Origin of the sequence: Mesorhizobium sanjuanii, assembly GCF_002529485.1 — a bacterium.
Lineage (GTDB): Bacteria > Pseudomonadota > Alphaproteobacteria > Rhizobiales > Rhizobiaceae > Mesorhizobium > Mesorhizobium sanjuanii.
On record NZ_NWQG01000083.1, the window covers coordinates 1 to 24,891 of the forward strand.

Here is a 24,891-nt window from a genome sequence, read left to right on the forward strand (position 1 = left end):
CCGGTGAAGACGACGTGCTGATCGCTCGCGACAAGGCCGCCTATGGCGAGGAACCGACGGTGCGCGTGCCTTACGACGCGATTGCCGATGCGCGGCTGGTGCTGACTGACGATCTCATCCGCGATGCCCTGTCGAAGGACAACAGGGCGCGCAAGGAAGCAAAAAAGCGCCGCGGCGAACCCGAAGACGACGCGCCAGGGGGCGCGGAAGCGGACGCCGCGGAAGAAACCGAACAGGAAATGTGATTGGGCCGCCGGGCACAGAGGCTCGGCAACAAGCTCGGGAGAAAAGAAATGGTTGTAAGCGCCAACAGGCTTGAACTGCTGCAGATCGCCGACGCGGTCGCGCGTGAAAAGTCGATCGACAAGTCGATCGTCATCGCCGCCATGGCCGATGCGATCCAGAAGGCCGCGCGCTCGCGCTATGGCCAGGAGACCAATATCCGCGCCGACATCAACGCCAACACCGGCGAGATGAAGCTGCAGCGGCTGATGGAAGTGGTCGAGAAGGTCGACGACTACGCCACGCAGATCGCCATTTCCTCGGCGCGCGAGCGCAACCCCGACGCCCAGCTTGGCGACTTCATCGCCGAACAGCTGCCGCCGATGGATTTCGGCCGCATCGCCGCCCAGTCGGCCAAGCAGGTCATCGTGCAGAAGGTGCGTGAGGCCGAGCGCGACCGCCAGTATGACGAATACAAGGACCGCATCGGCGAGATCGTCAACGGCACGGTCAAGCGCGTCGAATACGGCAACGTCATCGTCGATCTTGGCCGCGGCGAGGCGATCATCCGCCGCGACGAGCTGATCCCGCGCGAGAACTACAAATATGGCGATCGCGTCCGCGCCTATGTCTATGACGTGCGCCGCGAGCAGCGCGGCCCGCAGATATTCCTGTCGCGCACCCATCCGCAGTTCATGGCCAAGTTGTTCACCATGGAAGTGCCGGAGATCTACGACGGCATCATCGAGATCAAGTCGGTGGCCCGCGATCCGGGTTCGCGCGCCAAGATCGCCGTCATCTCGCGTGACTCATCGATCGACCCGGTCGGCGCCTGCGTCGGTATGCGCGGTTCCCGCGTCCAGGCGGTGGTCGGCGAATTGCAGGGCGAGAAGATCGATATCATTCCGTGGTCGCCTTCGGCCGCGTCCTTCATCGTCAACGCGCTGCAGCCGGCGGAAGTCGCCAAGGTCGTCCTCGACGAGGATGCCGAGCGCATCGAGGTCGTGGTGCCGGACGACCAGCTCTCGCTGGCAATCGGCCGCCGCGGCCAGAACGTGCGGCTTGCCTCGCAGCTCACCGGCTGGGATATCGACATCCTGACCGAGCAGGAAGAGAGCGAACGTCGCCAGAAGGAATTCGTCGAGCGTTCGGCGCTGTTCATGGAAGCCCTCGACGTCGATGAGATGGTAGGCCAGGTGCTCGCCTCCGAAGGTTTCACCAGCGTCGAGGAAGTAGCCTATGTCGATGCCGACGAGATCGCGTCGATCGACGGCTTCGATGAGGACACCGCTTCGGAAATCCAGACCCGCGCCCGCGAATATCTGGAGAAGATCGAGGCCGAGCACGACGAGAAGCGCAAGGCCCTTGGCGTCGAGGACGAACTGCGCGAGATCCCCGGCGTCACCACCGCCATGATGGTGACGCTCGGCGAGGATGGTGTGAAGACGATCGAGGACTTCGCCGGCTATGCCGCCGACGATCTGACCGGATGGAAGGAACGCAAGGACGGCGAGACGAAGGTGTTCCCTGGGGTGCTTGCCAATCACGGTGTGTCGCGCGCCGATGCCGAGCAGATGGTTCTGGCTGCTCGCCTCAAGGCTGGCTGGATCACCGAGGACGAGGTTGCGACCCAGGAAGCGCCGGCTGACGAAGCCGTTGGTGCGTGAGGTGAAACCGCATCGCACACAACCCGCCCTTGGACGAGATGAACGATCGCACCTGCATCGTCACGCGCAGACAGGCCGAACCGGATGAATTGATCCGTTTCGTGATCGGCCCGGATTCGGCCGTCGTTCCCGACATCAAGAAAAACCTGCCCGGCCGTGGTTGCTGGGTGACGGCCGACCGCCTACATATCGACAAGGCGGCTGCGAAAAACCTGTTTGCCCGCGCCTTCAAGGCGCAAGTGACCGTGCCGGCCGAACTCGGTGGCATGGTTGACGGGCTGCTTTCCAGATCCGCTTTGGGTATGCTGGGCCTTGCTCGCAAGGCAGGCGCAATCGCGCTCGGCGCCACCAAGGTCGAGAGCGCGGTGCGCGGCGGACTGGCGCTTTTCGTGCTCCACGCAGCCGAGGCGTCCGATGATGGGGTTCGCAAGATCAGCCAGGCGCGGCGGGCAACCGTCCATCTTGGTGGCCCCGCCATCCTTGCCTACAAACTTTTCTCCGAAGCCGAGTTGAGCTTGGCATTGGGGGGTACAAATGTGATACATGCTGCCGTTCTCGCGGGAGACGCGGGCAGGGCGGTCCAGAAGCGCATGGTTGCGCTCGACCGGTATCGGGGCGGTTCCCCGGACGATCTGGCAATGCTTGCGGCCGTTGCTGACGAAGATGATGCCGCAGAGGATATGGAATGAGCGATACGAAATCTGGCGACGACAAGACATTGAGTGTTACGCCGAAGAAGACCTTGACGCTGAAGCGCCCTGGTATGGAACAGGGCACGGTGCGCCAGAATTTCTCGCACGGCCGCACCAAGTCGGTCGTCGTCGAGACCAAGAAGCGCAAGTTCTCGCTGCCTGGCGACAAGCCGGAGCCGGCCGCTGCTCCTGTGTCCGTCTTCACGCCGAAGCCGCCGGTCGCGGCGGCACCTGTCGTGCAGGAAGCGCCCAAGGCGCCTCCGCCTCCGCCGCAGGCCGAACGCAGCGGCATGGTGCTGAACGAATTGTCGCGCAATGAGATGGAAGCGCGCCGCCGGGCCCTGGAGGGGTCGAAGGTGCGTGACGTCGAGGATCGCCAGCGCGCCATCGAAGAGGCCAAGCGCCGCGCCGAGGATGAAGAGCGCCGCAAGCGCGAGCGCGAGGAATCCGCGCGCCGTCAGGCCGAGGAAGAGGCGCGGCTGCAGACCGAGGCCGAGTCCCGTCGCCGGGCCGAAGAAGAGGCGCGCCGCCGCGCCCCGTTGGCCGCCGAACTGGCGACCGCCGACGAGGAAGAGGGCGTCAAGCCGAAACGCACCGGCGCCGGTGCTCCTGTGCGCCGTCTGGTTACGCCCGAAGTGGCGCGTCCGGCCAAGCCCACCAAGGGCGAAGAAGATCGCCGCCGTGGCAAGCTGACGTTGAACTCGGCGCTGTCCGACGAGGATGCGCGCGCCCGTTCGCTGTCCTCGATGCGACGGCGTCAGGAGAAATTCAAGCGCGCGATGCACAACGAGCCGCGCGAGAAAGTCATGCGCGAAGTGATCCTGCCCGAAACCATCACCATCCAGGAACTGGCGCAGCGTATGTCCGAGCGCGCCGTCGACGTGGTCAAGTTCTTCATGAAGCAGGGCCAGATCCTGAAGCCGGGTGACGTCATCGACGCCGACACGGCCGAGCTGGTCGCCACCGAATTCGGCCATACGGTCCGCCGCGTCGCCGAGTCCGACATCGAGGAAGGCCTGTTCAACATCGCCGACCGTCCCGAGGATCTCGAGCCGCGTCCGCCGGTGGTGACGATCATGGGCCATGTCGACCACGGCAAGACCTCGTTGCTCGACGCCATCCGCAACGCCAATGTCGTGTCCGGCGAGGCCGGCGGCATCACCCAGCACATCGGCGCCTATCAGGTCGAGAAGAACGGTCACAAGATCACCTTCATCGACACGCCCGGCCACGCCGCCTTCACGGCGATGCGCGCCCGTGGCGCCCAGGCCACCGATATCGCCATCCTCGTGGTGGCGGCCGACGACAGCGTGATGCCGCAGACGATCGAATCGATCAGCCACGCCAAGGCGGCCGGCGTTCCGATCATCGTGGCGATCAACAAGATCGACAAGCCGCAAGCCGATGCGCAGAAGGTGCGTTCGGAACTGCTGCGCCATGAAGTCTTCGTCGAATCGATGGGCGGCGAAGTGCTGGACGTCGAGGTGTCGGCGACCAAGGGCACCAATCTCGACAAGCTGCTTGAAGCGATCCTCCTGCAGGCCGAAATCCTCGACCTCAAGGCCAATCCGGATCGTACCGCCGAGGGCGTTGTCATCGAGGCCCAGCTCGACAAGGGCCGTGGTCCCGTCGCCACCGTGCTGGTGCAGACCGGCACGCTGATGCCGGGTGACATCCTTGTCGCCGGCAACGAATGGGGCCGGGTGCGCGCGCTGGTCAACGATCGCGGCGAGCAGGTCAAGGAAGCGCCGCCTGCGATGCCGGTGGAAGTGCTCGGCCTGCAGGGAACCCCGCTGGCCGGCGACCGCTTCGCCGTCGTCAACAACGAGGCCCGTGCCCGCGAGATCACCGAATATCGCCAGCGTCTGGCGCGCGAGAAGGCGGTGGCCAAGCATGCCGGCCAGCGCGGCTCGCTCGAACAGATGATGTCGCAGTTGCAGACAAGCGGACTGAAGGAATTCCCCCTGGTCATCAAGGGCGACGTGCAGGGTTCGATCGAGGCGATCAATGCCGCGCTCGACAAGCTCGGCACCGACGAGGTGCGGGCGCGCATCGTCCATGCGGGCGCCGGCGGCATCACCGAAAGCGATGTGTCGCTGGCGGAAACCTCCGGGGCCGCGATTATCGGCTTCAATGTCCGCGCCAATGTACAGGCGCGCGCAGCTGCCGCGGCGGCGGGCATCGAGATCCGCTACTACTCGATCATCTACAATCTCGTCGATGACGTGAAGGCAGCGCTTTCGGGCCTGCTCTCTCCGGAGCGTCGCGAGACCTTCATCGGCAATGCCGAGATCCTCGAGATCTTCGACATCACCAAGGTCGGCAAGATCGCCGGCTGCCGTGTTACCGAGGGCAAGGTCGAGCGTGGTGCGGGCGTGCGCCTGATCCGCGACAACGTCGTCATCCACGAAGGCACGCTGAAGACCCTGAAGCGCTTCAAGGACGAGGTTTCGGAAGTGCCGGGCGGCCAGGAATGCGGCATGGCCTTCCAGAATTACGAGGACATGCGCGTCGGCGACGTCATCGAGTGCTTCCGCGTCGAGATGGTGACCAGGACGCTCTGAGTTTGTGGACTGTCGAATGACCGGGCGGTGGTCGAAAGGCCGCCGCCTAGAGCCATGATCCCGAAAAGTGGAATCCGGTTTTCGGATAAGATCATGGTCAGACAAAAAGATAGAGCCCGATCCATGGATCAGCCTCTATGAGACATGTGGTGCGGTCCCATCCCGAGCCTCACGATTCCAGGACAAGAAAAATGCCCCGTTCAACCACATCAGGCCCGTCCCAGCGCATGCTGCGCGTCGGCGAGCAGGTGCGTCATGCGCTGTCCGAAACCTTGCAGCGCGGCGAGATCATCGATCCGCTGATTGAAAACGCAGTGGTTTCGGTTTCCGAAGTGCGGATGTCGCCTGACCTGAAGATCGCCACAGCCTTCGTCTCGCCGCTCGGGGTCAAGGATACGGACGCCGTGGTCGAGGCGCTCAACAAGCATGCGAAATTCGTGCGCGGCCGCGTTTCCGGCGCGCTCCGGCAGATGAAGTACATGCCGGAATTCCGCTTTCGGCTCGACACCAGCTACGACAATTTCCAGAAGATCAACGAATTGCTGCACTCGCCGGAAGTGGCGCGCGACCTAGGCAGCGACAATGATCTCGGCACAGACAACGACAAGGACGAAAAATAGTGGGGCGTCGCGGCAAGAAAAAGGGTCGGCCGATCTCCGGCTGGCTGGTGCTGGACAAGCCGGTCGGCATGGGCTCGACCGAAGCCGTCTCCAAGATCAAATGGCTGTTCCAGGCGGAAAAGGCCGGCCATGCCGGCACGCTCGACCCGCTCGCCTCCGGCATGTTGCCGATCGCGCTCGGCGAGGCGACCAAGACCGTCCCCTATGTGCAGGATGGCGCCAAGATCTATCGCTTCATCGTCGCCTGGGGCGAGGAGCGTTCGACTGACGACCTCGAAGGTCCGGTAACGAAGAGTTCCGATGAGCGGCCGGCGGAAGCCGATGTTCGCGCACTGCTGCCGAAATACACCGGCATTATCATGCAGACGCCGCCGCAATTCTCGGCCATCAAGATCGCTGGCGAACGCGCCTACGATCTCGCCCGCGACGGCGAGCCGGTCGACATTCCGGCGCGCGAGGTCGAGATCGGCCGTCTCGACCTGGTCGAGCACGCCGCCGACCACACCATTTTCGAGGTCGAATGCGGCAAGGGCACCTATGTGCGCTCGCTGGCCCGCGACATGGGCCGCGACCTCGGCTGTTTCGGTCATATCGCAGAGCTGCGCCGGATCGAGGTCGAGCCGTTCACGCAGGAAGACTTCGTCACCATCGCCGAACTGGAGGCAGCGCGTTTCGGCGAACGGGGCGATGAGGAACCGGATACCGCCGATGATGCATCCGACGCTCCCGATCTGCCGGTCGACTTCACGGCCATCGATGCGCTTCTGGTCGACACATCGGCGGCGCTCGACTGCCTGCCGCAGATTGCCATCAGCGACGATGCGGCGACAAAAATCCGCCTCGGCAATCCGGTCATCATTCGTGGCCGCGACGCCCCGGTTGAGGCCGAGGAAGCCTGCGCCACCGCGCGCGGCAAGCTGGTCGCCATCGGCGCCATCGAGCAAGGCATGTTCAAGCCGAAGCGGGTCTTTGCCGGGTGACGGCTCTTCCTCGTTGGTGTGCGGGGCATGAATTTCGACCCCGAAACCTCACCATGGAACATGCCGGAGCTGAAAGCTCACTATGGTTATCCGGCTGCGCTCGTCTTCATGTTGCTTGTCGCGGTTTCTCTGGTCGCCTTCTTCAAATGGAAGAAGTGGCTTTAGCGTCAGCTTGAAAGTCTTCGTTTCTCTCGCAAAAGCCAAGGGAAAGCCGGCTTGTGAATTGGGCTGGTGTTTTCCGGGGAATTGCACTATATGCGCCGCAGCATCGCGCGCTGACGCCTTGCTTGCACCGGCCCCTGCTGGACGACATCCCGGCTGAGGGCGACCCGTTTCCTCAAACAGATAAGGAAAAACACGATGTCGATTACTGCCGAGCGCAAGAAGGAATTGATGGGTGAATTCGCAACCGCCAAGGGCGATACCGGGTCTCCGGAAGTCCAGGTGGCCATCCTTTCCGAGCGCATCAAGAACCTGACCGACCATTTCAAGGACCACAAGAAGGATAACCATTCCCGACGTGGTCTGCTCGCTCTCGTCTCTCAGCGCCGCAGCCTGCTTGACTATCTCAAGCGCAAGGATGACGCGCGCTATCAGACGCTGATCGAGAAGCTCGGTCTGCGCCGTTGACGAATTGGCCGGCGGGCTTTCCTTGGGAAAGTCCGCCGGTCGCGCATTCTGCCAGTCGCATCGATTGGCCAGATCCGGTTTCGAGCGTGCAGAGGGCCACTCGAAACCGCCCATGGACGGTCATGGGGCAGGATTGCAGGACGCTCGTGCGGCCACCGCGCCGGATTGACCCGAGCTTCCCGTTGTCTTGCCCGTGGCTGCCCGAGAAAGGAAGCCAAGGGAAAGGGGCATTCGCGCACGCTGAAACGGCGCGGCCCTTTCCGCATAGTAAGGACAAGACATGTTCAATCACCACAAAGTGGAAATCGAATGGGGCGGTCGCCCGCTCATCCTGGAAACCGGCAAGATCGCTCGCCAGGCCGACGGCGCAGTACTCGCCACCTACGGCGAAACCAAGGTTCTCGCCACCGTCGTTTCGATGAAGGAGCCGAAGCCCGGCCTCGATTTCTTCCCGCTGACCGTCAACTACCAGGAAAAGACCTATGCCGCCGGCAAGATCCCGGGCGGCTATTTCAAGCGCGAAGGCCGTCCGAGCGAGAAGGAAACGCTGGTTTCCCGCCTGATCGACCGCCCGATCCGCCCGCTTTTCGCCGACGGCTACAAGAACGACACGCAGATCGTCGTCACCGTCGTCCAGCACGACCTCGAGAACGATCCTGACATCCTGTCGATCGTCGCCACTTCGGCGGCCCTGACGCTTTCCGGCGTGCCCTTCATGGGCCCTGTCGGCGGCGCCCGCGTCGGCTACATCAACGGCGAATACGTTCTCAACCCGCATGTCGACGAGATGCAGGAATCCAAACTTGACCTCGTCGTCGCCGGCACCGCCGACGCCGTGCTGATGGTCGAGTCCGAAGCCAAGGAACTCGGCGAGGATTTGATGCTCGGCGCCGTCATGTTCGGCCACAGGGGCTTCCAGCCGGTGATCGACGCGATCATCAAGCTGGCCGAAGTCGCCGCCAAGGACCCGCGCGATTTCACCGCGCCGGACTATTCGGCGCTCGAAGCCGAGATGCTGAAGATCGTCGGCGATGAGCTCCGCGACGCCTATAAGATCACCGACAAGCAGAAGCGCTATGCCGCCGTCGACGCCGTCAAGGCGAAGGTCAAGGCCGCGTTCGCGCCGGCCGAAGGCGAAGAGGTCAAGTACACCTCCGAGCAGATCGGCAGCGTGTTCAAGGAGCTCCAGGCCAAGGTCGTGCGCTGGAACATCCTCGACACCGGCTCGCGCATCGACGGCCGCGACCTGAAGACGGTTCGCAAGATCGTCTCCGAAGTCGGCGTCCTGCCGCGCACCCACGGTTCGGCGCTGTTCACCCGCGGTGAAACCCAGGCGCTGGTCGTTGCCACCCTCGGCACCGGCGAGGACGAGCAGTATGTCGATTCGCTGACCGGCATGTACAAGGAGAAGTTCCTCCTTCACTACAACTTCCCTCCCTATTCCGTCGGTGAGACCGGCCGCATGGGTTCGCCCGGCCGCCGCGAAATCGGCCACGGCAAGCTCGCCTGGCGCGCCATTCGTCCGATGCTGCCGAGCGCTGACCAGTTCCCCTACACGCTGCGCGTCGTCTCGGAGATCACCGAATCCAACGGTTCGTCGTCGATGGCCACCGTCTGCGGCACCTCGCTGGCGCTGATGGATGCCGGTGTGCCGCTGGCCAAGCCGGTTGCCGGTATCGCCATGGGCCTGATCAAGGAAGGTGAGCGCTTCGCGGTTCTGTCAGACATCCTGGGTGACGAAGATCACCTCGGCGACATGGACTTCAAGGTCGCTGGCACCGCCAACGGCATCACCTCGCTGCAGATGGACATCAAGATCGAGGGCATCACCGAGGAGATCATGAAGATCGCGCTGGACCAGGCCAAGGATGGCCGCCAGCATATCCTCGGCGAAATGGCTCATGCCCTGACCGGCGCCCGCCCCGAACTCGGTGAGTTCGCGCCGCGCATCGAGGTCATGCACATCCCGACCGACAAGATCCGCGACGTGATCGGCTCGGGCGGCAAGGTCATCCGCGAGATCGTCGAGAAGACCGGCGCCAAGATCAACATCGAGGACGATGGCACGGTCAAGATCGCTTCGTCCAACGCCAAGGAAATCGAGGCGGCGAAGAAGTGGATCCACACCATCGTCGCCGAGCCGGAAGTCGGCGAGATCTACGAAGGCACGGTCGTCAAGACCGCCGATTTCGGCGCTTTCGTCAACTTCTTCGGTCCGCGTGACGGCCTCGTCCACATCTCGCAGCTTGCCAACGATCGCGTCGCCAAGACCTCGGATGTCGTCAAGGAAGGCGACAAGGTCTGGGTCAAGCTGATGGGCTTCGACGAGCGCGGCAAGGTCCGCCTGTCGATGAAGGTCGTCGACCAGGCCACCGGCAAGGAAATTGCTCGCGACAAGAAGGCTGAAGGCGAAGAAAACGCCGCCTGAACTGTCATACAATGAAGTTGAAACGGGCGCGGCACATGTCGCGCCCGTTTTCGTTTAAGACATGAGATCGAAGAATGTCCGTCGAGCCGCTGAAGACGCTGTTCCATCCGTTCGAGGCCGAGGCGATTGCCTTGCCGCGAAAGGGAGAGCGCGTGCTCTTTCTGGGTGCGGAGCCCGGCTTTCGTTTGCCCGAAGGTTTTGAGGCAGCGCTCCATCTCGTGCAGGGTTTCCGGCCACATTTTCGCGCCTTGCAGGCTTCAGGTTTCAGCGTCATTCCGCAAGTCGAAGGCAGCGCATTTGACCTGGCGCTGATCCTTGCCGGCCGTCATCGGGGACAAAACGAATTGCGCATCGCCGAGGCGCTGGAGCGCGTGGCATCAAACGGATTGATCGTGGTTGCCGGTGGCAAGGAGGACGGCATTGCCAGCCTGCGCAAGCGCATCGACGAGTTTGTGCCACTCGACGGTCATCTGCCGAAACATCACGGCATCGCCTTCTGGTTTCGCCGGACGGCCGCTGCAGAGGTCGCGGCAGCGCTTCGCGCTGGCAATCCGGACCTTGTGTTAGAGGGCCGTTTCCACACTGCGCCGGGTATGTTCTCTTTCGACAAGGTCGACAATGGTTCCAGATTGCTCGTGGAGAACCTGCCCGTGGACCTACGTGGCAACATCGCCGATTTCTGCGCCGGCTGGGGCTATGTGGCGGCCGAGCTGGCGGCGCGCTCGCCTGGCATATCAGGGCTCGACCTCTATGAAGCAGACTTCGCCTCGCTCGAAGCCGCGAAAGGCAATGTCGGCAAAGGCACCGTTGAACCACGCTTCTTCTGGATTGATTTGCTGAGCGAAGCGGTCGAGCGCCGCTACGACGTCATCGTCATGAACCCGCCCTTCCACCGCAGCCGGGCGGCCGAACCAGAAATCGGCGCCGGCATGATCCGCGCGGCGGCGAAGGCGCTGAAGCCGGGCGGGCGGCTGTTCATGGTGGCGAACCGTCAACTCCCCTACGAGCCGGTGCTGGCAGCCGCCTTCTCCAGCCACGCCGAGATCGCCCGCGACGGCATGTTCAAGATATTCGCGGCACGCCGCTGAACGATGCTCAGTGCAGGTTGGCGACGCGTCGTTCTCGGATATCATGGATCGCCAGCGCTTCGCCAAGTTCGATCTTGAGTGGCTCGGGCCGTCCGTACAGAAAGCCTTGCACCACTTCGCAGCCGGCCGCCCTGAGCAGCGTCGCCTGGTTTTCGGTCTCCACGCCTTCGGCGATGATGCTGACGCCGAGCGCCCGCGAGAGTCCGACAATGGTCGAAACCACCGCACCCGAGCTGGAATCGGTGTCGATGCGGCTGACGAAGGAACGGTCGATCTTCAGCTTGCCGAACGAGAAATCGATCAGATAGCTGAGATTGGAATAACCGGTGCCGAAATCGTCGACGGCGACCGAGATGCCCATCTCGGCAAGCTGCCGCAGGATTGTGGCGGCGCGGTCGCGGTCCTGCATCATCGCCGTCTCGGTGACTTCCAGCTCCAGCCGTGACGGCCGGATGCCGGTGCTCGTCATCGTATCGCGCACGATGCCGACGAAATCCTTGGTCATGAACTGGACCGGCGAGATGTTGACGGCAACAAAACAGTCCTCGGGCAGATGGCGGGCATCGCTGCAGGCCTTGCGCAGCACCCATTCGCCGATCGGGCCGATCATGCCGGTTTCCTCGGCGATCGGGATGAATTCCATGGGCGCGATCATGCCGCGTTCGGGATGCCGCCAGCGGATCAGCGCCTCATAGCCGACGATACGGCCGCTCGGAAGGTCGAGTTGCGGCTGGTAGTGGAGATCGAAATCGCCGCGGTCGAAGGCGATGTGCAATTCCGATTCGATCCACTGGCGATAATCCGCGACCTGGCCCATGTCGGAATGGAAGACCGACCAATTGCCTACCCCGCTGGCGCGCGCATTCTGCAGCGCCAGATTGGACCGGCGCAGGACGAGCACGGGATCGACGCCATCCTTCGGCATGGCCACGATGCCCACCGACAGGCTGACCGATTGCAGGTGGGAGCCGAGCTGGTAGGGCTCCATCATCTTCTCGATGAGCTTTTCGACGGCGCTTTCCAGCGACCCCTCTATCTGCCGGTCGGTAATAAGCACGGCGAACTCGCCAGCGCCGATGCGCCCGATCACCGCGCCCTCCGGCATGGATGCCTTCAACCGGCTGGTGAAGGCGCTGATCAGCTCGTCGCCCTGGCTGTAGCCGATCGCGTCGTTAATCTGCTTGAAACGGTCGATATCGATGTCGATGAGAAACACCGGTTCACCGGTTTTCATGGTCGCGGATGCGGCGTCGGCAATCCTGCCGACCATTGCCGGGCGCGCCAGCAGGCCGGTCAGCTTGTCGAGATGGGTTTCCTTGAAGACATAGTCCGCCGATTCATCGACGCCGGCAAAGAAGGACAACGCTGCTCCCGCCGAAGCGAGCGCGCAAAGTGCCGCGATGATAGCGATCATCGTTCCGGTCTGCATGCCGGCAAGGCTGTCACCGAAACCGAACCTGAGGCCCCACAGCCCGAGGATGAAACTGCCGATGCCCGAGCTGGCAATGGTGAGCAATCGGAATATCGGTGTTCGAGTCGGATTGCCGGCAGCAGCCATTACAAAGTCCCCAGTAACGGGACCTTCTAGCGGAAATCTCCTTAAAATGAGTTGCCGCGAATATTAATAATTTTACTGGCCCCGTTAGTCCTTGCCGTTGTCGGTCTGCTTCAACTCGTCGAGTGTCGGCATGGAAACGATGTGATAGCCGGAATCGACGTAGTGGATTTCGCCGGTGACGCCAGACGACAGGTCGGACAAGAGATAGAGCGCCGAACCGCCAACCTCGTCGATGGTCACGGTGCGGCGCAGCGGCGAGTTGCGCTGCTGGTAGGAAAACATATGGCGTGCATCGGAAATGCCGGCGCCGGCCAGTGTCCGCACCGGTCCCGCCGATATGCCGTTCACCCTGATGCCGCGGGGGCCGTAGTCATTGGCGAGATAGCGAACGCTGGCCTCCAACCCGGCCTTGGCGACGCCCATGACGTTGTAATTCGGCATGACGCGGACGGAGCCCGCATAAGTCAGCGTGATCATCGAGCCGCTGTCCCCCATCAGCCTGGCGGCGTGGCGGGCGATCTCGGTGAAGGAGTAGCAGGAGATGACCATGGTGCGGACGAAATTGTCGCGGCTGGTGTCGGCGTAAAGGCCCTTGAGCTCATTCTTGTCGGAAAAGCCGATGGCATGGACGACGAAGTCCAGCCCTCCCCATTCCTTGCCCAAAGTCTCGAAGGTGGCGCTGACCGATGCGCTGTCCTCGACATCGCAAGGCACCACCAGGGATGCGCCAAGCCTGTCGGCTAGCGGCTTGACCCGCCGCCCGAACGCTTCGCCCTGATAGGTGAAAGCGAGTTCCGCCCCATGTTCGGACAATTTCCTGGCGATGCCCCAGGCGATCGAGTGGTCGTTGGCGACACCCATGACAAGCCCGCGCTTGCCCTTCATCAATCCGTCCATGGCCGGCGAGATCCCTTATGCGGAATAGCGCTGGAAAACCAGCGTTGCGTTGGTGCCACCGAAACCGAACGAATTGGACAAAACAGTGTCGATACTGGCGTTATCGATGCGCTTTCGCACGATCGGCATGCCCTCGAATTCAGGGTCGAGGTTTTCGATATGGGCGCTTTCGCCGATGAAGCCGCCTTGCATCATCAGGATCGAATAGATCGATTCCTGCACGCCAGCCGCGCCCAGCGAATGGCCGGTCAGCGATTTCGTCGAGGTGATGAAAGGCATCTTTTCGCCGAACACCTCGCGGATCGCGCCCATTTCCTTGGAATCGCCGACCGGCGTCGAGGTGCCGTGCGTGTTGATGTAATCGATCGGCGAAGAGACGGTCGCGATCGCTTGCCGCATACAGCGCACCGCACCTTCGCCTGAAGGCGCCACCATGTCGTGGCCGTCGGAGGTCGCGCCATAGCCGACGATCTCGGCATAGATCTTGGCGCCGCGCGCCTTGGCGTGTTCGAGCTCTTCCAGAACCAGCACGCCGGCGCCGCCGGCGATGACGAAACCATCGCGATCGACATCGTAGGCGCGGGACGCGACCGATGCCCTGTCGTTGTATTTCGACGACATGGCGCCCATCGCGTCGAACAGGTCCGACATCGTCCAGTCGAGATCCTCATGGCCGCCGGCGAAGACCATGTCCTGCTTGCCCCACTGGATCAGCTCGTAGCCGTTGCCGATGCAATGCGCCGAGGTCGAGCAGGCCGAGGAGATCGAATAGTTGACGCCGTGGATCTTGAACCAGGTGGCGAGCGTCGCCGAAGCGGTCGACGACATCGCCTTCGGCACTGCGAACGGGCCGATGCGCTTGGGGCTGCCGTTCTTGAGGGTGGTTTCGGCGGCCTCGACGATGGTTCGGGTCGACGGTCCGCCAGACCCCATGACGATGCCGGTGCGTTCATTGGTGATGTCGTTCTCGCCAAGCCCGGCATCGGCGATCGCCTGGTCCATGGCGACATGGTTCCAGGCGGCTCCTTGCGACAGGAAACGCATGGCGCGGCGATCGATCATGCCCGAGGGATCCAGCGTCGGCGCTCCCCAGACCTGGCAGCGGAAGCCGTGTTCTGCGAAGGAATCGGAGAAGCTGATGCCGGATTTGGCATCGTGGAGCGAGGCCTGCACCTCGTTGGCATTGTTGCCGATCGACGACACGATGCCGAGGCCTGTTACTACGACCCGTCTCATGGGCTGCTCCTTCCAGAGTGTCCGGTGACGGTCAGGAGACCGCCGACTGCTTCGACAGACCCACTTTGAGATCCGTTGCCGCGTATATGGGCTCGCCATCCGCTTTCAGCCAGCCATCGGCAATACCAAGCACCAGCCGCCCGCGCATCACGCGCTTGAAGTCCACGCCATACTCCACCTTCTTGACCGATGGCGTGACCATGCCCTTGAACTTCACCTCACCGGTCGACAGCGCCATTCCCTTGCCCGGCTCGCCGAGCCAGCCGAGGTAGAATCCCGTCAGCTGCCACATGGCATCGAGGCCGAGGCACCCCGGCATGATCGGATTGCCGATGAAGTGGCAAGCGAAGAACCACAGGTCAGGCTTGATGTCGAATTCGGCGCGGATGAAGCCCTTGTCGAAGGCGCCGCCCGTCTCGCTGATCTGGGTGATGCGATCGAACATCAGCATCGGCGGATAGGGGAGCTGGGCGTTTCCTGCTCCGAACAGCTCGCCGCGGGCGCAGGCAAGCAATTCCTCGTATTCGTAGCTGGATTTCGAACCCGCCATCAATCGTCCCCGTAATCATCCCGGGCGGTAGGTGCCCTTGTCGTTGGTTTCCTAACACAATCTGTTTCGGGCCGGAAACCGGCGTCTGCGCTTAACCTGCCCGTCTGCCCGGGTCAATGCGCGCGGTCGCATCGGAGTCGATCGGCCCGGAAATCGGAATCGATTCCGGAAAGCACGATGCGAGGCTAAAAAAGTGATAGAGCGTACTTTTGTAGGACGCACGTCGCTCTATTGATCGTATTCGGCCGACAGAATATATGTCAGGAGGTGTCCAGTTTCGGCCGATATTGGTTTTTTGCCATTCTGGGCACGTCTTGGGGCGGAACTGTGAGCTTCGACGAATAGATGGATCTGGGCTGCCGAAAGGAAAATGTCGCTGTGGACAAGCGGGTTCGCGAAGCCGGCCTGAGGCCGACGCGTCAGCGCATAGCGCTGGCCGATCTGCTTTTCGCCAAGGGCGACCGCCATCTGTCGGCGGAGGAACTGCACGAGGAGGCGATCGAGGCCGGCGTGCCGGTGTCGCTGGCCACCGTCTACAATGCCCTGCACCAATTCACCCAGGCTGGCCTTCTGCGCATCCTGGCCGTCGAAGGGTCGAAGACCTATTTCGACACCAACACCTCCGACCACCACCATTTCTACATCGAAGGCGAAAACAGGATCTTCGACATCGCCAGCGGTCCCGTCACTGTCTCCAATCTGCCGGAGCCGCCGGAAGGCATGGAGATCGCCAATGTCGACATCGTGGTGAGGCTGCGCCCCAAACGCTGCGATTGAGCACCGTTTGATGAAGCCTGTCGATCTGGCAGTTCGGCTCGAATGGGTTGCCGTCGCGGTCGCGGCTCTTTTCTTCTATGCGATATCAGGCGTTTCCTGGTGGCTGTTTGCCCTGCTCATCCTGGCGCCGGACCTGTCGATGCTGGCCTATCTCGCCGGGCCGCGTGTCGGCGCTTTTGCCTACAACGCCTTCCACATCTTGATTGTCCCGGTGTTGCTGGTGCTTGCCGGAAACGTCTTCGGCAGCGCAATGGCGACAGCGATCGCGCTGATCTGGATCATCCACATCGCCGTAGATCGCGCGCTGGGTTACGGCCTCAAGCTGTCGAGCGGTTTTCAGGATACCCATCTCGGCCGCATCGGCCGCTAGACCATGATCCCGAACCTCGGTTCGGAAGAAGCGTCAGTTCTTGACCCGTTCGCCCGGATAGGCGCCCCAGACAAGCGACTGGGCAAGCCAGCCGGTGTGGCCGTCGAAGGTCATCTCGCACCACTGGCCGTCGCAGGACTTGATAGTTCCCATCACGCCTGGCTCGACGATGGCGACGACGCCGGCATCCTTGTCCGGGTCGTCGAGAAGATTGATTCGGCCACCCTTGCCGCGCTGCCAGGGCGCCACGATCGCCGTGCGGCGGCCCGAAAGCAGCGATTGGTTGATCCAGCCCTCCGAGCCGTCGGCGTCGCGCACGCGACGCCAGGTATCGAATTCCTGGATGATTTCCATCGGCAGGCCGGGCTTCATGTACATCCAGTCGACGGAGTAGTTGACGCCTGGTCCGACGCGGGAGTTGACGCGGCCCGATTTCAGGCTGACGAAGCGCGGCAGCGGCAAGCCGCTCGGCCCGAGCGTGATCGTCTGTGCGGGCGCTGCCGCACTTTGCGCCGCCGCAACGGGGGCGTAGAGCAGAGCGCCGAGAAATGCTGCGCAAATGGTCAGGCGGAGCGACGCGAAACCAGACACTTTCGTTCCTTTCGGCGCTCGCCCATCGGCCCCGGCGCCCCTTTTTCTTTGTCTTCGGCGGCACCGCTTGTTACATGGATGACCGGCGCCGTGATCGGTTCGCAGTTTCGCCGGTCTTGGTTAAAGAGGTCTCAACGGGATCGGTATTCGAGGGAACAATGGCAGGCAAAAAAAAGCCGCTCGTGGTCATAACGCGCAAGCTGCCCGACCCGGTCGAGACCCGCATGCGCGAGCTGTTCGACGCCCGGTTGAATGTCGAGGACAGGCCGATGACGCAGCCGGAGCTGGTCGCGGCGGTCAAGGAAGCCGACGTGTTGGTGCCGACCGTGACCGATCGGATCGACGCGGCGCTGATCGCCCAGGCTGGCGAGAATCTGAAGCTGATCGCCAATTTCGGCAATGGCGTCGACAAGATCGACGTGGCGGCGGCGGCCAAGAAGGGCATCACCGTCACCAACACGCCCAACGTGCTGACCGAGGATACGGCCGACATGACGATGGCGTTGATGCTGGCTGTGCCGCGGCGGCTGGCGGAAGGCGCCAATGTGCTGACCGGTGACAAGAAATGGGCCGGCTGGTCGCCGACCTGGATGCTGGGCCGGCGTATCTGGGGCAAACGCCTCGGCATTGTCGGCATGGGCCGCATCGGCACCGCGGTTGCCAGGCGGGCCAAGGCCTTCGGTCTTTCGATCCACTACCACAACCGTCATCGCGTACTGCCGGCCGTCGAGGACGAGTTGGAGGCGACCTACTGGGAAAGCCTCGACCAGATGCTTGCCCGCATGGACATCATTTCGGTCAACTGTCCATCGACGCCGGCAACCTTCCACCTGCTTTCGGCGCGGCGGCTGGCGCTTATGCAACCGTCCGCTTACATCGTCAACACGGCGCGCGGCGACATCATCGACGAGGAATCGCTGGTCAAGCTGATCCAGGACGGCAAGATCGCCGGTGCCGGCCTCGATGTCTACGAGCACGAGCCGGCGCTGAACCCGAAACTCTTGAAGCTCGCCGCCAAGGGCAAGGTCGTGCTTTTGCCGCACATGGGCTCGGCGACGCTCGAGGGCCGCATCGACATGGGCGAGAAGGTCATCATCAACATCCGCGCCTTTTTCGACGGCCACCGCCCGCCGGACCGCGTGCTGCCGTTGCGGGCGTGATCGGCTGGCAGCGCTTACTCATCTGCGATCAGCGCAGGCTTACGAAAGCACCTTGCGCATGGTGATCGAGGTCGCTCGGCTATAGCCGTCATGCGCCGTCCGATCCGTTTCGCGAAAGCCGAGGCGGGTGAAGGCCGCGTGATTACCGGTCAGTTCGATCCGCGTCTGCAACTCGATCGCGCGCTTGTCTCGGCTGCGGGCAAGAGCTTCGGCAGCCTGCATCAGTCCCCTGCCGATACCTTGTCCCTGAAAGCCCGGGTCGACCGCGAACTTTCCGACATAGAAATCCTCAGTCCGCTCCAGAACGAACACACAGCCAATGATTCTGCCGCCCTTCAGCGCCGCGAAGATTGTTTCCCGCCCGGCTTTGTCCCGGAGATCTTCCGCGGTAAGGCGATGCGCCGAGGATGGCGGATCGATGACGCCGTCCATCGTGGCAAAGGCACGCATGATCAGCGCCAGCACCTCGTCCCAACGACCGCAATCGGCCGGAAGCTGTGTGACTGAAACACACGCGGTGCGGTCCATGGTCTAGTTCTTCTTGTAGCGGATCGTGTCGAAGCGCGCGGCCAGTGCATCATAGAGCAGCAGCCGGCCGACGAGCGGCTCGCCGATACCGGCGATCAGCTTGATCGCCTCCATTGCCTGCAATGTGCCGATCACACCGGTTAGCGCGCCGAGCACGCCGGCGACGGCGCAGGACGGCACCAGTCCGGGCGGCGGCGCCTCGGGGAAAAGATCGCGATAGCTCGGATTCGGCCTGCCGTCGGTGCCGGTCTCGAATGGCTTCAGCACCGTCACCGAGCCGTCGAAGCGGCCGACGGCGGCGTGCACCAATGGTCGTTTTTCCGCCGCGCAGGCGTCGGCCACGGCATAACGCGTCTCGAAATTGTCGGAGCCGTCGACGACAAGATCATAGCGGGCGACGAGGGCAGGGGCGTTGTCCGCCGTCAGCCTGAGATTGTGCTCTTCCACGGTGACGTGGGGGTTGATACGGGCAATCGCCGCCTTGGCGCTTCCGGTTTTCGCCATGCCGACCGTATCGGTGCCATGGATCACCTGCCTTTGCAGGTTTGACAGCGAGACGGTGTCGTCGTCGACGATGCCGAGCGTGCCGACGCCGGCGGCCGCCAGATATTCGAGCACTGGCGCACCCAGCCCGCCGGCGCCGATGACCAGAACCCGCGCGCGTTTCAATTTCTGCTGGCCGGGCCCGCCGATTTCGGGCAGCACGATGTGGCGGGCATAGCGTTCGAGTTCTTGGTCGGTCAGAGAGGTCATCTGCAAACCTTACTGCGGTGCAAAAAACTTGTCAGGTGTCAATGCATGTCGCCCAAAAGTGCGTAGCGGTTTTGGGATAACGACATGCATAGAGTCAAATGGTTGGCCCAACCATGCCGTGGTCGACCGTCAGGAACTGCGCCCGTCCCTTGAGGCTGGAAAACAGCGCCGCGTCGGTTCCCGTCATGAAGGCCTGACAGTTCAGCTCTTCCAGTATCGAAAACAGCGCGGCGCGCCGGCCGCTGTCGAGATGGGCTGCGATCTCGTCGAGCAGCAGGATCGGCGTCATGCCGGACATCTCGCCGGTCAGCCTTGCATGCGACAGCACGATGCCGACAAGCAGCGCCTTCTGTTCGCCGGTCGAGCAGAGTTCGGCCGGCATCGCCTTTGGCCGGTGCCGCACCACGAGATCCGAACGGTGCGGACCGTCCAGCGTGCGCCCGGCGGCGCGGTCGCGATCGCGGCCTTCGGCAAGGGCGCGGCGAAACCGTTCCTCGACATCGACCGCTGGCGAGTTGGCGAGTTCGCCTTCCAGTTCGCCGAACAGGCCGATATCGGCTTGCGGAAACGGACTGTCGCCTGGCAGCATGTCGATCATGGCGGCGAGCAGGCGCACCAATTCGGCACGAGCCGCGGCAATCGCCACGCCGGTTTCGGCCATCTGCGTCTCGATCGCATCGAACCAGGCGCCGTCGCGCGAATTCTCCGTAAGCAGTCGGTTACGGCCGCGCATCGCCTTTTCATAGTCAAGCGCGCGCTGGCCATGACCGGGATCGATCGCCAGCACCAGGCGATCGAGGAAGCGCCGCCGGTCGGCGGCCGGGCCTGGAAACAGGCCATCCATCGCCGGCGTCAGCCAGACGACGCGCAGCCATTCAAGCATGTCGTCGGCCGAGCGCGCTGCGGCGCCGTTGATCCGCACCCGCCGGCCGCCGTCGCCTGCGTTGTCGCCGCCCGAAATCCCGGTGCCGATCTCGACCGGACCATTCGGCCCGTCGAGCCGGGCATGCAGCGCGAAGCCACCATCGCCGCCCTCGCGAGCCACATCGGCGTAAGGGGCGCGGCGCAGGCCACGTCCCGGCGTCAGCAGCGATATCGCTTCCAGGAGATTGGTCTTGCCTGCGCCGTTGTCACCGGAAAACACCACGGCTCCGGGCGCAAGTTCGATCGACAGCGCGGCATAATTGCGGAAGTTAGTAAGTGTAAGCTTACTTATATAGGTTTGTTCCGGCAACCGCTATCCGCCTGTAATGCATGTCGCGCAAAAGCATGCCCACGGGCCTGACCCGAGGGTGTGGAGCGGTTTTGCGATAACGACATGCATAAAACAAGGATCTGAAGCGCGTCGCATGGGGCCGGTCGAACGCGGCGCGCTATTAGAAGCTGCCGCAATCATTGTCGTCTGGCGCGGCCGGATCACCGACGCAGCGCGGCTACACCCGCATCGGCATCAGCACATAGAGTGCGGTTTCGTCGGCCATGTCGTGGATAAGCGTCGGCGAACCGGCGTCCGCCAGCATGAATTTTGCCTCCGTGCCGGTCAACTGGGCGGCGACGTCGAGCAGATATTTGGCGTTGAAACCGATCTCGATCGGATCGGATGAATAGTCCGCGGCCAGCTCCTCGGTGGCGCTGCCCGAATCCGGATTGTTGACCGCAAGCGTGACCTGCCCCTCGGCGATTGAAAGCTTCACGGCTCGGCCGCGTTCGGAAGAAATGGTCGAGACGCGGTCGACGGCGGCGGCGAAACTCTGGCGATCGATGATCAGCTTCTTGTCGTTGCCTGTCGGGATGACCCGCTGATAGTCCGGGAAGGTGCCGTCGATCAGCTTCGACGTCAAAACCACGCTGCCGATGGTGAAGCGGATCTTGGTGTCGGACAATTCGGTGGTGACGGCGACATCGGGGTCGTCGACCAGCTTTTGCAGCTCGCTGACCGTTTTACGCGGAATGATGATGCCCGGCATGCCTTCGGATCCGGCCGGCGCATCGATCTCGGCGCGCGCCAGGCGATGACCATCGGTCGCAACCGAGCGCAGCTTCAGCTTGCCGCCGGCCTCATGCGTGTGCAGATAGATGCCGTTGAGATAGTAGCGCGTCTCTTCGGTCGAGATGGCGAACTGGGTCTTCTCGATCAGTCCCCTCAGCGCCACCGAATCCAGCCGGAAGATATGCGAAAACGACCCGGCCGAAAGCTCCGGGAAATCGCTCTGCGGCAGGCATTGGAGCCGGAAGCTCGAGCGGCCCGAGGTCACCGTCATGGCGTTGCCGTCTTCGTCGGTCTTCAGCATGACCTCCGCTCCATCGGCCAGCTTGCGCACGATGTCGTAGAGCAGGTGCGCCGGGACCGTCGTCGCGCCACCGCGCTCGACCTTGGCGGGCGTGGCTTCGGTCACCTCCAGATCGAGGTCGGTCGCCTTCATTTCGAGAGTGGCGCCTTCGGCGCTCAACAGCACGTTCGACAGGATCGGTATGGTGTTGCGGCGCTCGACCACGCGGTGAACGTGATTGAGCGACTTCAGGAGATTTGACCGTTCCAGGATAACACGCATGACGAAACAGGCTCGCTTGAATGAATGAACGGGTCTCCGGCAAGCGGCTCCCCGCGAAAGGTCTGAACAGGCTCAGAATCTGCACAAACTGACAGGAAAAACCCCGCAAACGCAAGCCCGCGCGATCGGTTCGGGCCGGTTACGGGGGCTTTCTGGGGATAAAGCCTGCCAATGCATGTCGCGCAAAAGTGCGCAGCGGTTTTGCGACGACGACATGCATGAAAACAAATGCATGTCGCGCAAAAGTGCGCAGCGGTTTTGCGACGACGACATGCATGAAAACAGAGATATCAAGCGCGTCGCATGATGCATCCAAACGCGGCGCGCTTTCACTTTTCGGGGCGGTCAAGCCTGATCGTTGATCAGTCTTCTCAGCAATTCGAGCTCCTGCGCCAGCGTGTTGTCGACGCCCGAGAGATCCTCGATCTTGCGCACGGCATGCAGCACCGTCGTATGATCGCGGCCGCCGAAACGCCGGCCTATCTCCGGCAAGGAGCGTGGCGTCAGGACTTTCGAAAGATACATGGCGACCTGACGCGGCTTGACGATGGTGCGCGTGCGCCGGTTGGACAAGAGTTCGGTCTTCGACACATTGTAGTGGCGCGCCACGATGCGCTGGATGTCCTCGATGCGCACCCGCTTGGGTTCGCCCGAACGATAGATGTGGCCGAGAATCTCGTCGATACGGTCGATGGTGATCTGCGGTTCGAAGGACTGGCGAAACAGAAGCTGGTTGAACGCGCCTTCGAGTTCGCGCCCGCTGCCGGTCACTGTACGGGCGACATGGTTGAGGATCTCCTCGGAAATGTCGAGCGAGGCGTCATCGGCCTTGGCGGTGGCAAGACGCAGCTTGAGCATGCCGATGCGCATGGCGAAATCCGGCGCCGACATTTCGAGCGCGACGCCGCCATTGAGGCGTGAGCGGACGCGCGGCTCCAGCGATTCCAACTCCGACGGTGGCCGGTCGGCGGCAACCACCACCTGCTTGGCACTGTCGAGCAACATATTGATAAGATGGCAGAATTCGTGCTGGATCGATTTGCCCTGCAGGAACTGCATGTCATCGATGATGAGGAGATCGATATCGCGCAACTGTTCCTTCAGCGTCAGCGCGTTGTTGTCGCGGATCGCGGTGGCGAAGCGCCACATGAAATATTCGGCTGTGAGATAGACGACGCGCGATTTCGGATTCTGCTTCAACGATTCCGCTGCGATCGCCTGCAAAAGGTGCGTCTTGCCGAGCCCGACCGTCGCATGGAGAAAGAGTGGGTTGAAGCGCACCGCGCTCGATTGCGATTCCGCCACCGCCTTGGCGGCGGCGAACGCCACCCGGTTCGACGGTCCCTCGATGAAGGAGCCGAACGTGTAGCGCGGGTCAAGCGGGGAACCGAGCACATTGTGCCTGAACTCGGTCTCGGTCGGCATGCCTGGGCGAGGTGCCGGTGCACGCTCGACCCTGCCTGGACTTGCCGTACCGGCGGCCAGCGCCGTCTGCGCCTGCCTTGTCATCTTGCGCGCCGGCGCCGCTTCGGGCTCGACGCCATTGCGCCCCGGGCGGGTAGCGTTGCGCACGACGATCTCAATCTTGAGGATTTCGGGATCCTCATGTTTCCACAGCTCGGCGATGAGGTCGAGATAGTGGCCGTTGATCCACGAGCGCAGGAAGGCGGTGGGCACGGAGATACGGACAATCCCCCGGGAAGCCTCGGCGACCTTCATGCGTCCGAACCAGCTCGAATAGACCTCGGTTCCCAGACGCGCCTTCAACTGGGCCTTCACCCGGTCGAACTTCTGTTCCGCGTCGTTGGAAGCCGACATGTCGTCCCCTCCGATCAAGGTTCCAGGAAATGAGAGGTCGCTCGTAAGCTCCCTTTCGATGCCGCTCTGCATGATAGAGTTCCTTGTCCTTTTGTACCTTTATTTCCGCCGGGGATACGCCTCCTGCATCCATGTTTCCGGCGACCGTGTCTTCGCTGCGACATCATCACCGCCGCCGGCAATGATGTCGTCTCGTTGTCAAGGGACCGGCGCCGACCTCTGAAGAGTCAGCCCGCTTTGGTCATGCCAGGGCAAAGCAATTCCACCCGGCGAAAACGCCGGCGCGTCGTTAACCTGCCATGTACAGTTACGCCAGTCCCCTACCGCATCGAAAGACAAACCAAACCCGTGCGCGGAAATGATCCACGTCATGAATTCCGCCATTTTCAGCTGGCCGATTCAGGCTGGGTTCAAGGGCCAATGGCCCGTCCCTCTCGATGGAGAGACATTAACGAAATCGTTGTGGATAGGGCAAGGCCACGACTAACGGATTTTTAAGGAATCTGGTTAGCACAGGCTGGTCAGGACGCTATGCTGCAACCGCACATTTTGACAAAGCCATTGTGATTCAAACCCTTTTCCGGCGAATATGAAAAAGGCCGCACCGCGCGAAATTTTCTGAAATAATTTCCTTGACAGCCAATTGTCCACGATCCCCCGCCTGCGATGTGAACAAGCTGTGGACGACCACCTGTAACTATTTGAAATAAATGGATAATTTATGACAGCCTATATTTTATAGGCAGGCCTGTTTCGAGGACTCGAACATCAGCGGACATGTATATGCCGGCAAAGCATTTGGGACTTTGAAATCCACCCGCAGTGTCGTTTGCGGGCTTTCCTTTTTAAGTACTTGCCGGCAAACGAAAAAACCCGGCGCGATCGGCCGGGCTTGAAGAAGACAAGTTTAGGAAAGGTATATTAGGCCGACAGCACTTTAAGGCGCTGGGCGAGTCGCGACACCTTGCGGGATGCCGTATTCTTGTGCACCACGCCCTTGGTCGCGGCGCGCATCAGTTCCGGCTCCGCTATTTTGAAGGCAGCCTGCGCGGCGGCCTTGTCGCCTGAGGCGAGCGCCTCTTCGACCTGACGGACATAGGTCCGCACGCGCGAGCGGCGGTTCTTGTTGATCGCCGCGCGGCGGGCGATCTTGCGCGTTGCCTTTTTGGCCGAGGAGGTGTTGGCCATGATGCCTCTCTTCTGATCTGGT

24 protein-coding genes and 1 pseudogene are annotated in these 24,891 nt (G+C 62.4%); 13 read left to right on the forward strand and 12 right to left on the reverse strand.

Annotation, left to right across the window (positions count from 1 at the left end; genetic code table 11):
• The 10 genes and pseudogenes from CN311_RS14100 to CN311_RS14145 all read left to right on the forward strand — a co-directional run.
• Positions 1-245, forward strand: a pseudogene (locus tag CN311_RS14100) (ribosome maturation factor RimP); the annotation flags it as partial.
• 48 nt (positions 246-293) lie between these two features.
• Positions 294-1,889 (forward strand): transcription termination factor NusA, encoded by a 1,596-nt coding sequence (nusA, locus tag CN311_RS14105; protein WP_097574429.1) that lies wholly within the window; start codon positions 294-296, stop codon positions 1,887-1,889.
• A 38-nt stretch (positions 1,890-1,927) separates the two neighbouring features.
• Positions 1,928-2,578, forward strand: a complete 651-nt coding sequence (locus CN311_RS14110) for an RNA-binding protein (protein WP_097574430.1) — start codon at positions 1,928-1,930, stop codon at positions 2,576-2,578.
• Positions 2,575-5,145: a translation initiation factor IF-2 gene (infB, locus tag CN311_RS14115; RefSeq protein WP_097574359.1), complete on the forward strand. Its 2,571-nt coding sequence runs from the start codon at positions 2,575-2,577 to the stop codon at positions 5,143-5,145. The genes CN311_RS14110 and infB overlap by 4 nt, the downstream gene beginning before the upstream one ends.
• Positions 5,146-5,336: 191 nt before the next feature.
• Positions 5,337-5,765 carry a 30S ribosome-binding factor RbfA gene (rbfA, locus tag CN311_RS14120; RefSeq protein WP_097574360.1) on the forward strand — a complete coding sequence of 143 codons (429 nt, stop codon included), beginning with the start codon at positions 5,337-5,339 and terminating at the stop codon, positions 5,763-5,765.
• Positions 5,765-6,745 (forward strand): tRNA pseudouridine(55) synthase TruB, encoded by a 981-nt coding sequence (truB, locus tag CN311_RS14125; RefSeq protein WP_097574362.1) that lies wholly within the window; start codon positions 5,765-5,767, stop codon positions 6,743-6,745. The genes rbfA and truB overlap by 1 nt, the downstream gene beginning before the upstream one ends.
• Positions 6,746-6,763: 18 nt before the next feature.
• Positions 6,764-6,910: a hypothetical protein gene (locus CN311_RS14130; protein ID WP_280954036.1), complete on the forward strand. Its 147-nt coding sequence runs from the start codon at positions 6,764-6,766 to the stop codon at positions 6,908-6,910.
• Positions 6,911-7,105: 195 nt separating this feature from the next.
• Complete coding sequence (rpsO, locus tag CN311_RS14135) at positions 7,106-7,375, forward strand: 30S ribosomal protein S15 (RefSeq protein WP_006337962.1); 270 nt, start codon at positions 7,106-7,108, stop codon at positions 7,373-7,375.
• A gap of 280 nt (positions 7,376-7,655) precedes the next feature.
• Positions 7,656-9,803, forward strand: a complete 2,148-nt coding sequence (gene pnp / locus CN311_RS14140) for a polyribonucleotide nucleotidyltransferase (RefSeq protein ID WP_097574364.1) — start codon at positions 7,656-7,658, stop codon at positions 9,801-9,803.
• A 74-nt stretch (positions 9,804-9,877) separates the two neighbouring features.
• Positions 9,878-10,891, forward strand: coding sequence for a class I SAM-dependent methyltransferase (locus CN311_RS14145; RefSeq protein WP_097574366.1), 1,014 nt, complete (start codon positions 9,878-9,880; stop codon positions 10,889-10,891).
• A 7-nt stretch (positions 10,892-10,898) separates the two neighbouring features.
• On the opposite strand, the gene CN311_RS14150 is transcribed toward CN311_RS14145, so the two are convergent.
• From CN311_RS14150 to fabA, 4 genes are all read right to left on the reverse strand, one after another.
• Positions 10,899-12,449, reverse strand: a complete 1,551-nt coding sequence (locus CN311_RS14150; protein WP_097574367.1) for a putative bifunctional diguanylate cyclase/phosphodiesterase — start codon at positions 12,447-12,449, stop codon at positions 10,899-10,901.
• Between the two features lie 84 nt (positions 12,450-12,533).
• On the reverse strand, positions 12,534-13,346 hold the full coding sequence (gene fabI, locus CN311_RS14155) for an enoyl-ACP reductase FabI (RefSeq protein ID WP_097574369.1): 813 nt from the start codon (positions 13,344-13,346) through the stop codon (positions 12,534-12,536).
• A gap of 15 nt (positions 13,347-13,361) precedes the next feature.
• Positions 13,362-14,582 carry a beta-ketoacyl-ACP synthase I gene (gene fabB, locus CN311_RS14160; protein ID WP_097574371.1) on the reverse strand — a complete coding sequence of 407 codons (1,221 nt, stop codon included), beginning with the start codon at positions 14,580-14,582 and terminating at the stop codon, positions 13,362-13,364.
• 31 nt (positions 14,583-14,613) lie between these two features.
• Complete coding sequence (gene fabA / locus CN311_RS14165; protein ID WP_097574372.1) at positions 14,614-15,132, reverse strand: 3-hydroxyacyl-[acyl-carrier-protein] dehydratase FabA; 519 nt, start codon at positions 15,130-15,132, stop codon at positions 14,614-14,616.
• A 345-nt stretch (positions 15,133-15,477) separates the two neighbouring features.
• Here fabA and irrA point away from each other — a divergent pair, with 345 nt between their 5' ends.
• Positions 15,478-15,909 (forward strand): iron response transcriptional regulator IrrA, encoded by a 432-nt coding sequence (irrA, locus tag CN311_RS14170; RefSeq protein ID WP_097574374.1) that lies wholly within the window; start codon positions 15,478-15,480, stop codon positions 15,907-15,909.
• Between the two features lie 10 nt (positions 15,910-15,919).
• Complete coding sequence (locus tag CN311_RS14175; RefSeq protein ID WP_097574376.1) at positions 15,920-16,279, forward strand: DUF4260 domain-containing protein; 360 nt, start codon at positions 15,920-15,922, stop codon at positions 16,277-16,279.
• 33 nt (positions 16,280-16,312) lie between these two features.
• Here the strand turns inward: CN311_RS14175 and CN311_RS14180 are convergent, their stop codons facing one another.
• Positions 16,313-16,870, reverse strand: coding sequence for an SH3 domain-containing protein (locus CN311_RS14180; RefSeq protein WP_097574378.1), 558 nt, complete (start codon positions 16,868-16,870; stop codon positions 16,313-16,315).
• 158 nt (positions 16,871-17,028) lie between these two features.
• Between CN311_RS14180 and CN311_RS14185 the strand changes: the two genes are divergently transcribed.
• The gene (locus tag CN311_RS14185; RefSeq protein WP_097574379.1) at positions 17,029-18,030 is read left to right on the forward strand and encodes a 2-hydroxyacid dehydrogenase; all 1,002 of its coding nucleotides are present in this window, start codon (positions 17,029-17,031) and stop codon (positions 18,028-18,030) included.
• 39 nt (positions 18,031-18,069) lie between these two features.
• Here the strand turns inward: CN311_RS14185 and CN311_RS14190 are convergent, their stop codons facing one another.
• From CN311_RS14190 to rpsT, 7 genes are all read right to left on the reverse strand, one after another.
• A complete protein-coding gene (locus CN311_RS14190; RefSeq protein WP_097574381.1) occupies positions 18,070-18,558 on the reverse strand; it encodes a GNAT family N-acetyltransferase in 489 nt (162 codons plus the stop codon).
• Positions 18,559-18,561: 3 nt separating this feature from the next.
• Entirely contained in the window at positions 18,562-19,311 is a 750-nt protein-coding gene (locus CN311_RS14195; protein WP_165779703.1) for a molybdopterin-synthase adenylyltransferase MoeB, read from the reverse strand.
• Positions 19,312-19,405: 94 nt separating this feature from the next.
• Positions 19,406-20,545, reverse strand: coding sequence for a DNA replication/repair protein RecF (gene recF, locus CN311_RS14200; protein ID WP_097574384.1), 1,140 nt, complete (start codon positions 20,543-20,545; stop codon positions 19,406-19,408).
• Between the two features lie 199 nt (positions 20,546-20,744).
• Positions 20,745-21,863, reverse strand: a complete 1,119-nt coding sequence (gene dnaN / locus CN311_RS14205; protein WP_097574385.1) for a DNA polymerase III subunit beta — start codon at positions 21,861-21,863, stop codon at positions 20,745-20,747.
• Between the two features lie 139 nt (positions 21,864-22,002).
• Positions 22,003-22,212, reverse strand: a complete 210-nt coding sequence (locus CN311_RS32960; protein WP_208866494.1) for a hypothetical protein — start codon at positions 22,210-22,212, stop codon at positions 22,003-22,005.
• Positions 22,209-23,753, reverse strand: coding sequence for a chromosomal replication initiator protein DnaA (gene dnaA / locus CN311_RS14210; RefSeq protein WP_097574387.1), 1,545 nt, complete (start codon positions 23,751-23,753; stop codon positions 22,209-22,211). Before dnaA ends, CN311_RS32960 begins: the two co-directional genes overlap by 4 nt.
• Positions 23,754-24,602: 849 nt before the next feature.
• Positions 24,603-24,869 (reverse strand): 30S ribosomal protein S20, encoded by a 267-nt coding sequence (rpsT, locus tag CN311_RS14215; RefSeq protein ID WP_008872206.1) that lies wholly within the window; start codon positions 24,867-24,869, stop codon positions 24,603-24,605.
• Positions 24,870-24,891: the final 22 nt, after the last annotated feature.

What these genes read in the sequence shown, in the direction of transcription:
- nusA (WP_097574429.1), top strand. Translation starts at nt 294, where the DNA reads ATGGTTGTAAGCGCCAACAGGCTTGAACTGCTGCAGATCGCCGACGCG.
- CN311_RS14110 (WP_097574430.1), top strand. Translation starts at nt 1,928, where the DNA reads ATGAACGATCGCACCTGCATCGTCACGCGCAGACAGGCCGAACCGGAT.
- infB (WP_097574359.1), top strand. Translation starts at nt 2,575, where the DNA reads ATGAGCGATACGAAATCTGGCGACGACAAGACATTGAGTGTTACGCCG.
- rbfA (WP_097574360.1), top strand. Translation starts at nt 5,337, where the DNA reads ATGCCCCGTTCAACCACATCAGGCCCGTCCCAGCGCATGCTGCGCGTC.
- rpsO (WP_006337962.1), top strand. Translation starts at nt 7,106, where the DNA reads ATGTCGATTACTGCCGAGCGCAAGAAGGAATTGATGGGTGAATTCGCA.
- pnp (WP_097574364.1), top strand. Translation starts at nt 7,656, where the DNA reads ATGTTCAATCACCACAAAGTGGAAATCGAATGGGGCGGTCGCCCGCTC.
- CN311_RS14145 (WP_097574366.1), top strand. Translation starts at nt 9,878, where the DNA reads ATGTCCGTCGAGCCGCTGAAGACGCTGTTCCATCCGTTCGAGGCCGAG.
- CN311_RS14150 (WP_097574367.1), bottom strand. Translation starts at nt 12,449, where the DNA reads ATGGCTGCTGCCGGCAATCCGACTCGAACACCGATATTCCGATTGCTC.
- fabI (WP_097574369.1), bottom strand. Translation starts at nt 13,346, where the DNA reads ATGGACGGATTGATGAAGGGCAAGCGCGGGCTTGTCATGGGTGTCGCC.
- fabB (WP_097574371.1), bottom strand. Translation starts at nt 14,582, where the DNA reads ATGAGACGGGTCGTAGTAACAGGCCTCGGCATCGTGTCGTCGATCGGC.
- fabA (WP_097574372.1), bottom strand. Translation starts at nt 15,132, where the DNA reads ATGGCGGGTTCGAAATCCAGCTACGAATACGAGGAATTGCTTGCCTGC.
- irrA (WP_097574374.1), top strand. Translation starts at nt 15,478, where the DNA reads ATGGATCTGGGCTGCCGAAAGGAAAATGTCGCTGTGGACAAGCGGGTT.
- CN311_RS14175 (WP_097574376.1), top strand. Translation starts at nt 15,920, where the DNA reads ATGAAGCCTGTCGATCTGGCAGTTCGGCTCGAATGGGTTGCCGTCGCG.
- CN311_RS14185 (WP_097574379.1), top strand. Translation starts at nt 17,029, where the DNA reads ATGGCAGGCAAAAAAAAGCCGCTCGTGGTCATAACGCGCAAGCTGCCC.
- CN311_RS14190 (WP_097574381.1), bottom strand. Translation starts at nt 18,558, where the DNA reads ATGGACCGCACCGCGTGTGTTTCAGTCACACAGCTTCCGGCCGATTGC.
- CN311_RS14195 (WP_165779703.1), bottom strand. Translation starts at nt 19,311, where the DNA reads ATGACCTCTCTGACCGACCAAGAACTCGAACGCTATGCCCGCCACATC.
- dnaN (WP_097574385.1), bottom strand. Translation starts at nt 21,863, where the DNA reads ATGCGTGTTATCCTGGAACGGTCAAATCTCCTGAAGTCGCTCAATCAC.
- dnaA (WP_097574387.1), bottom strand. Translation starts at nt 23,753, where the DNA reads ATGCAGAGCGGCATCGAAAGGGAGCTTACGAGCGACCTCTCATTTCCT.
- rpsT (WP_008872206.1), bottom strand. Translation starts at nt 24,869, where the DNA reads ATGGCCAACACCTCCTCGGCCAAAAAGGCAACGCGCAAGATCGCCCGC.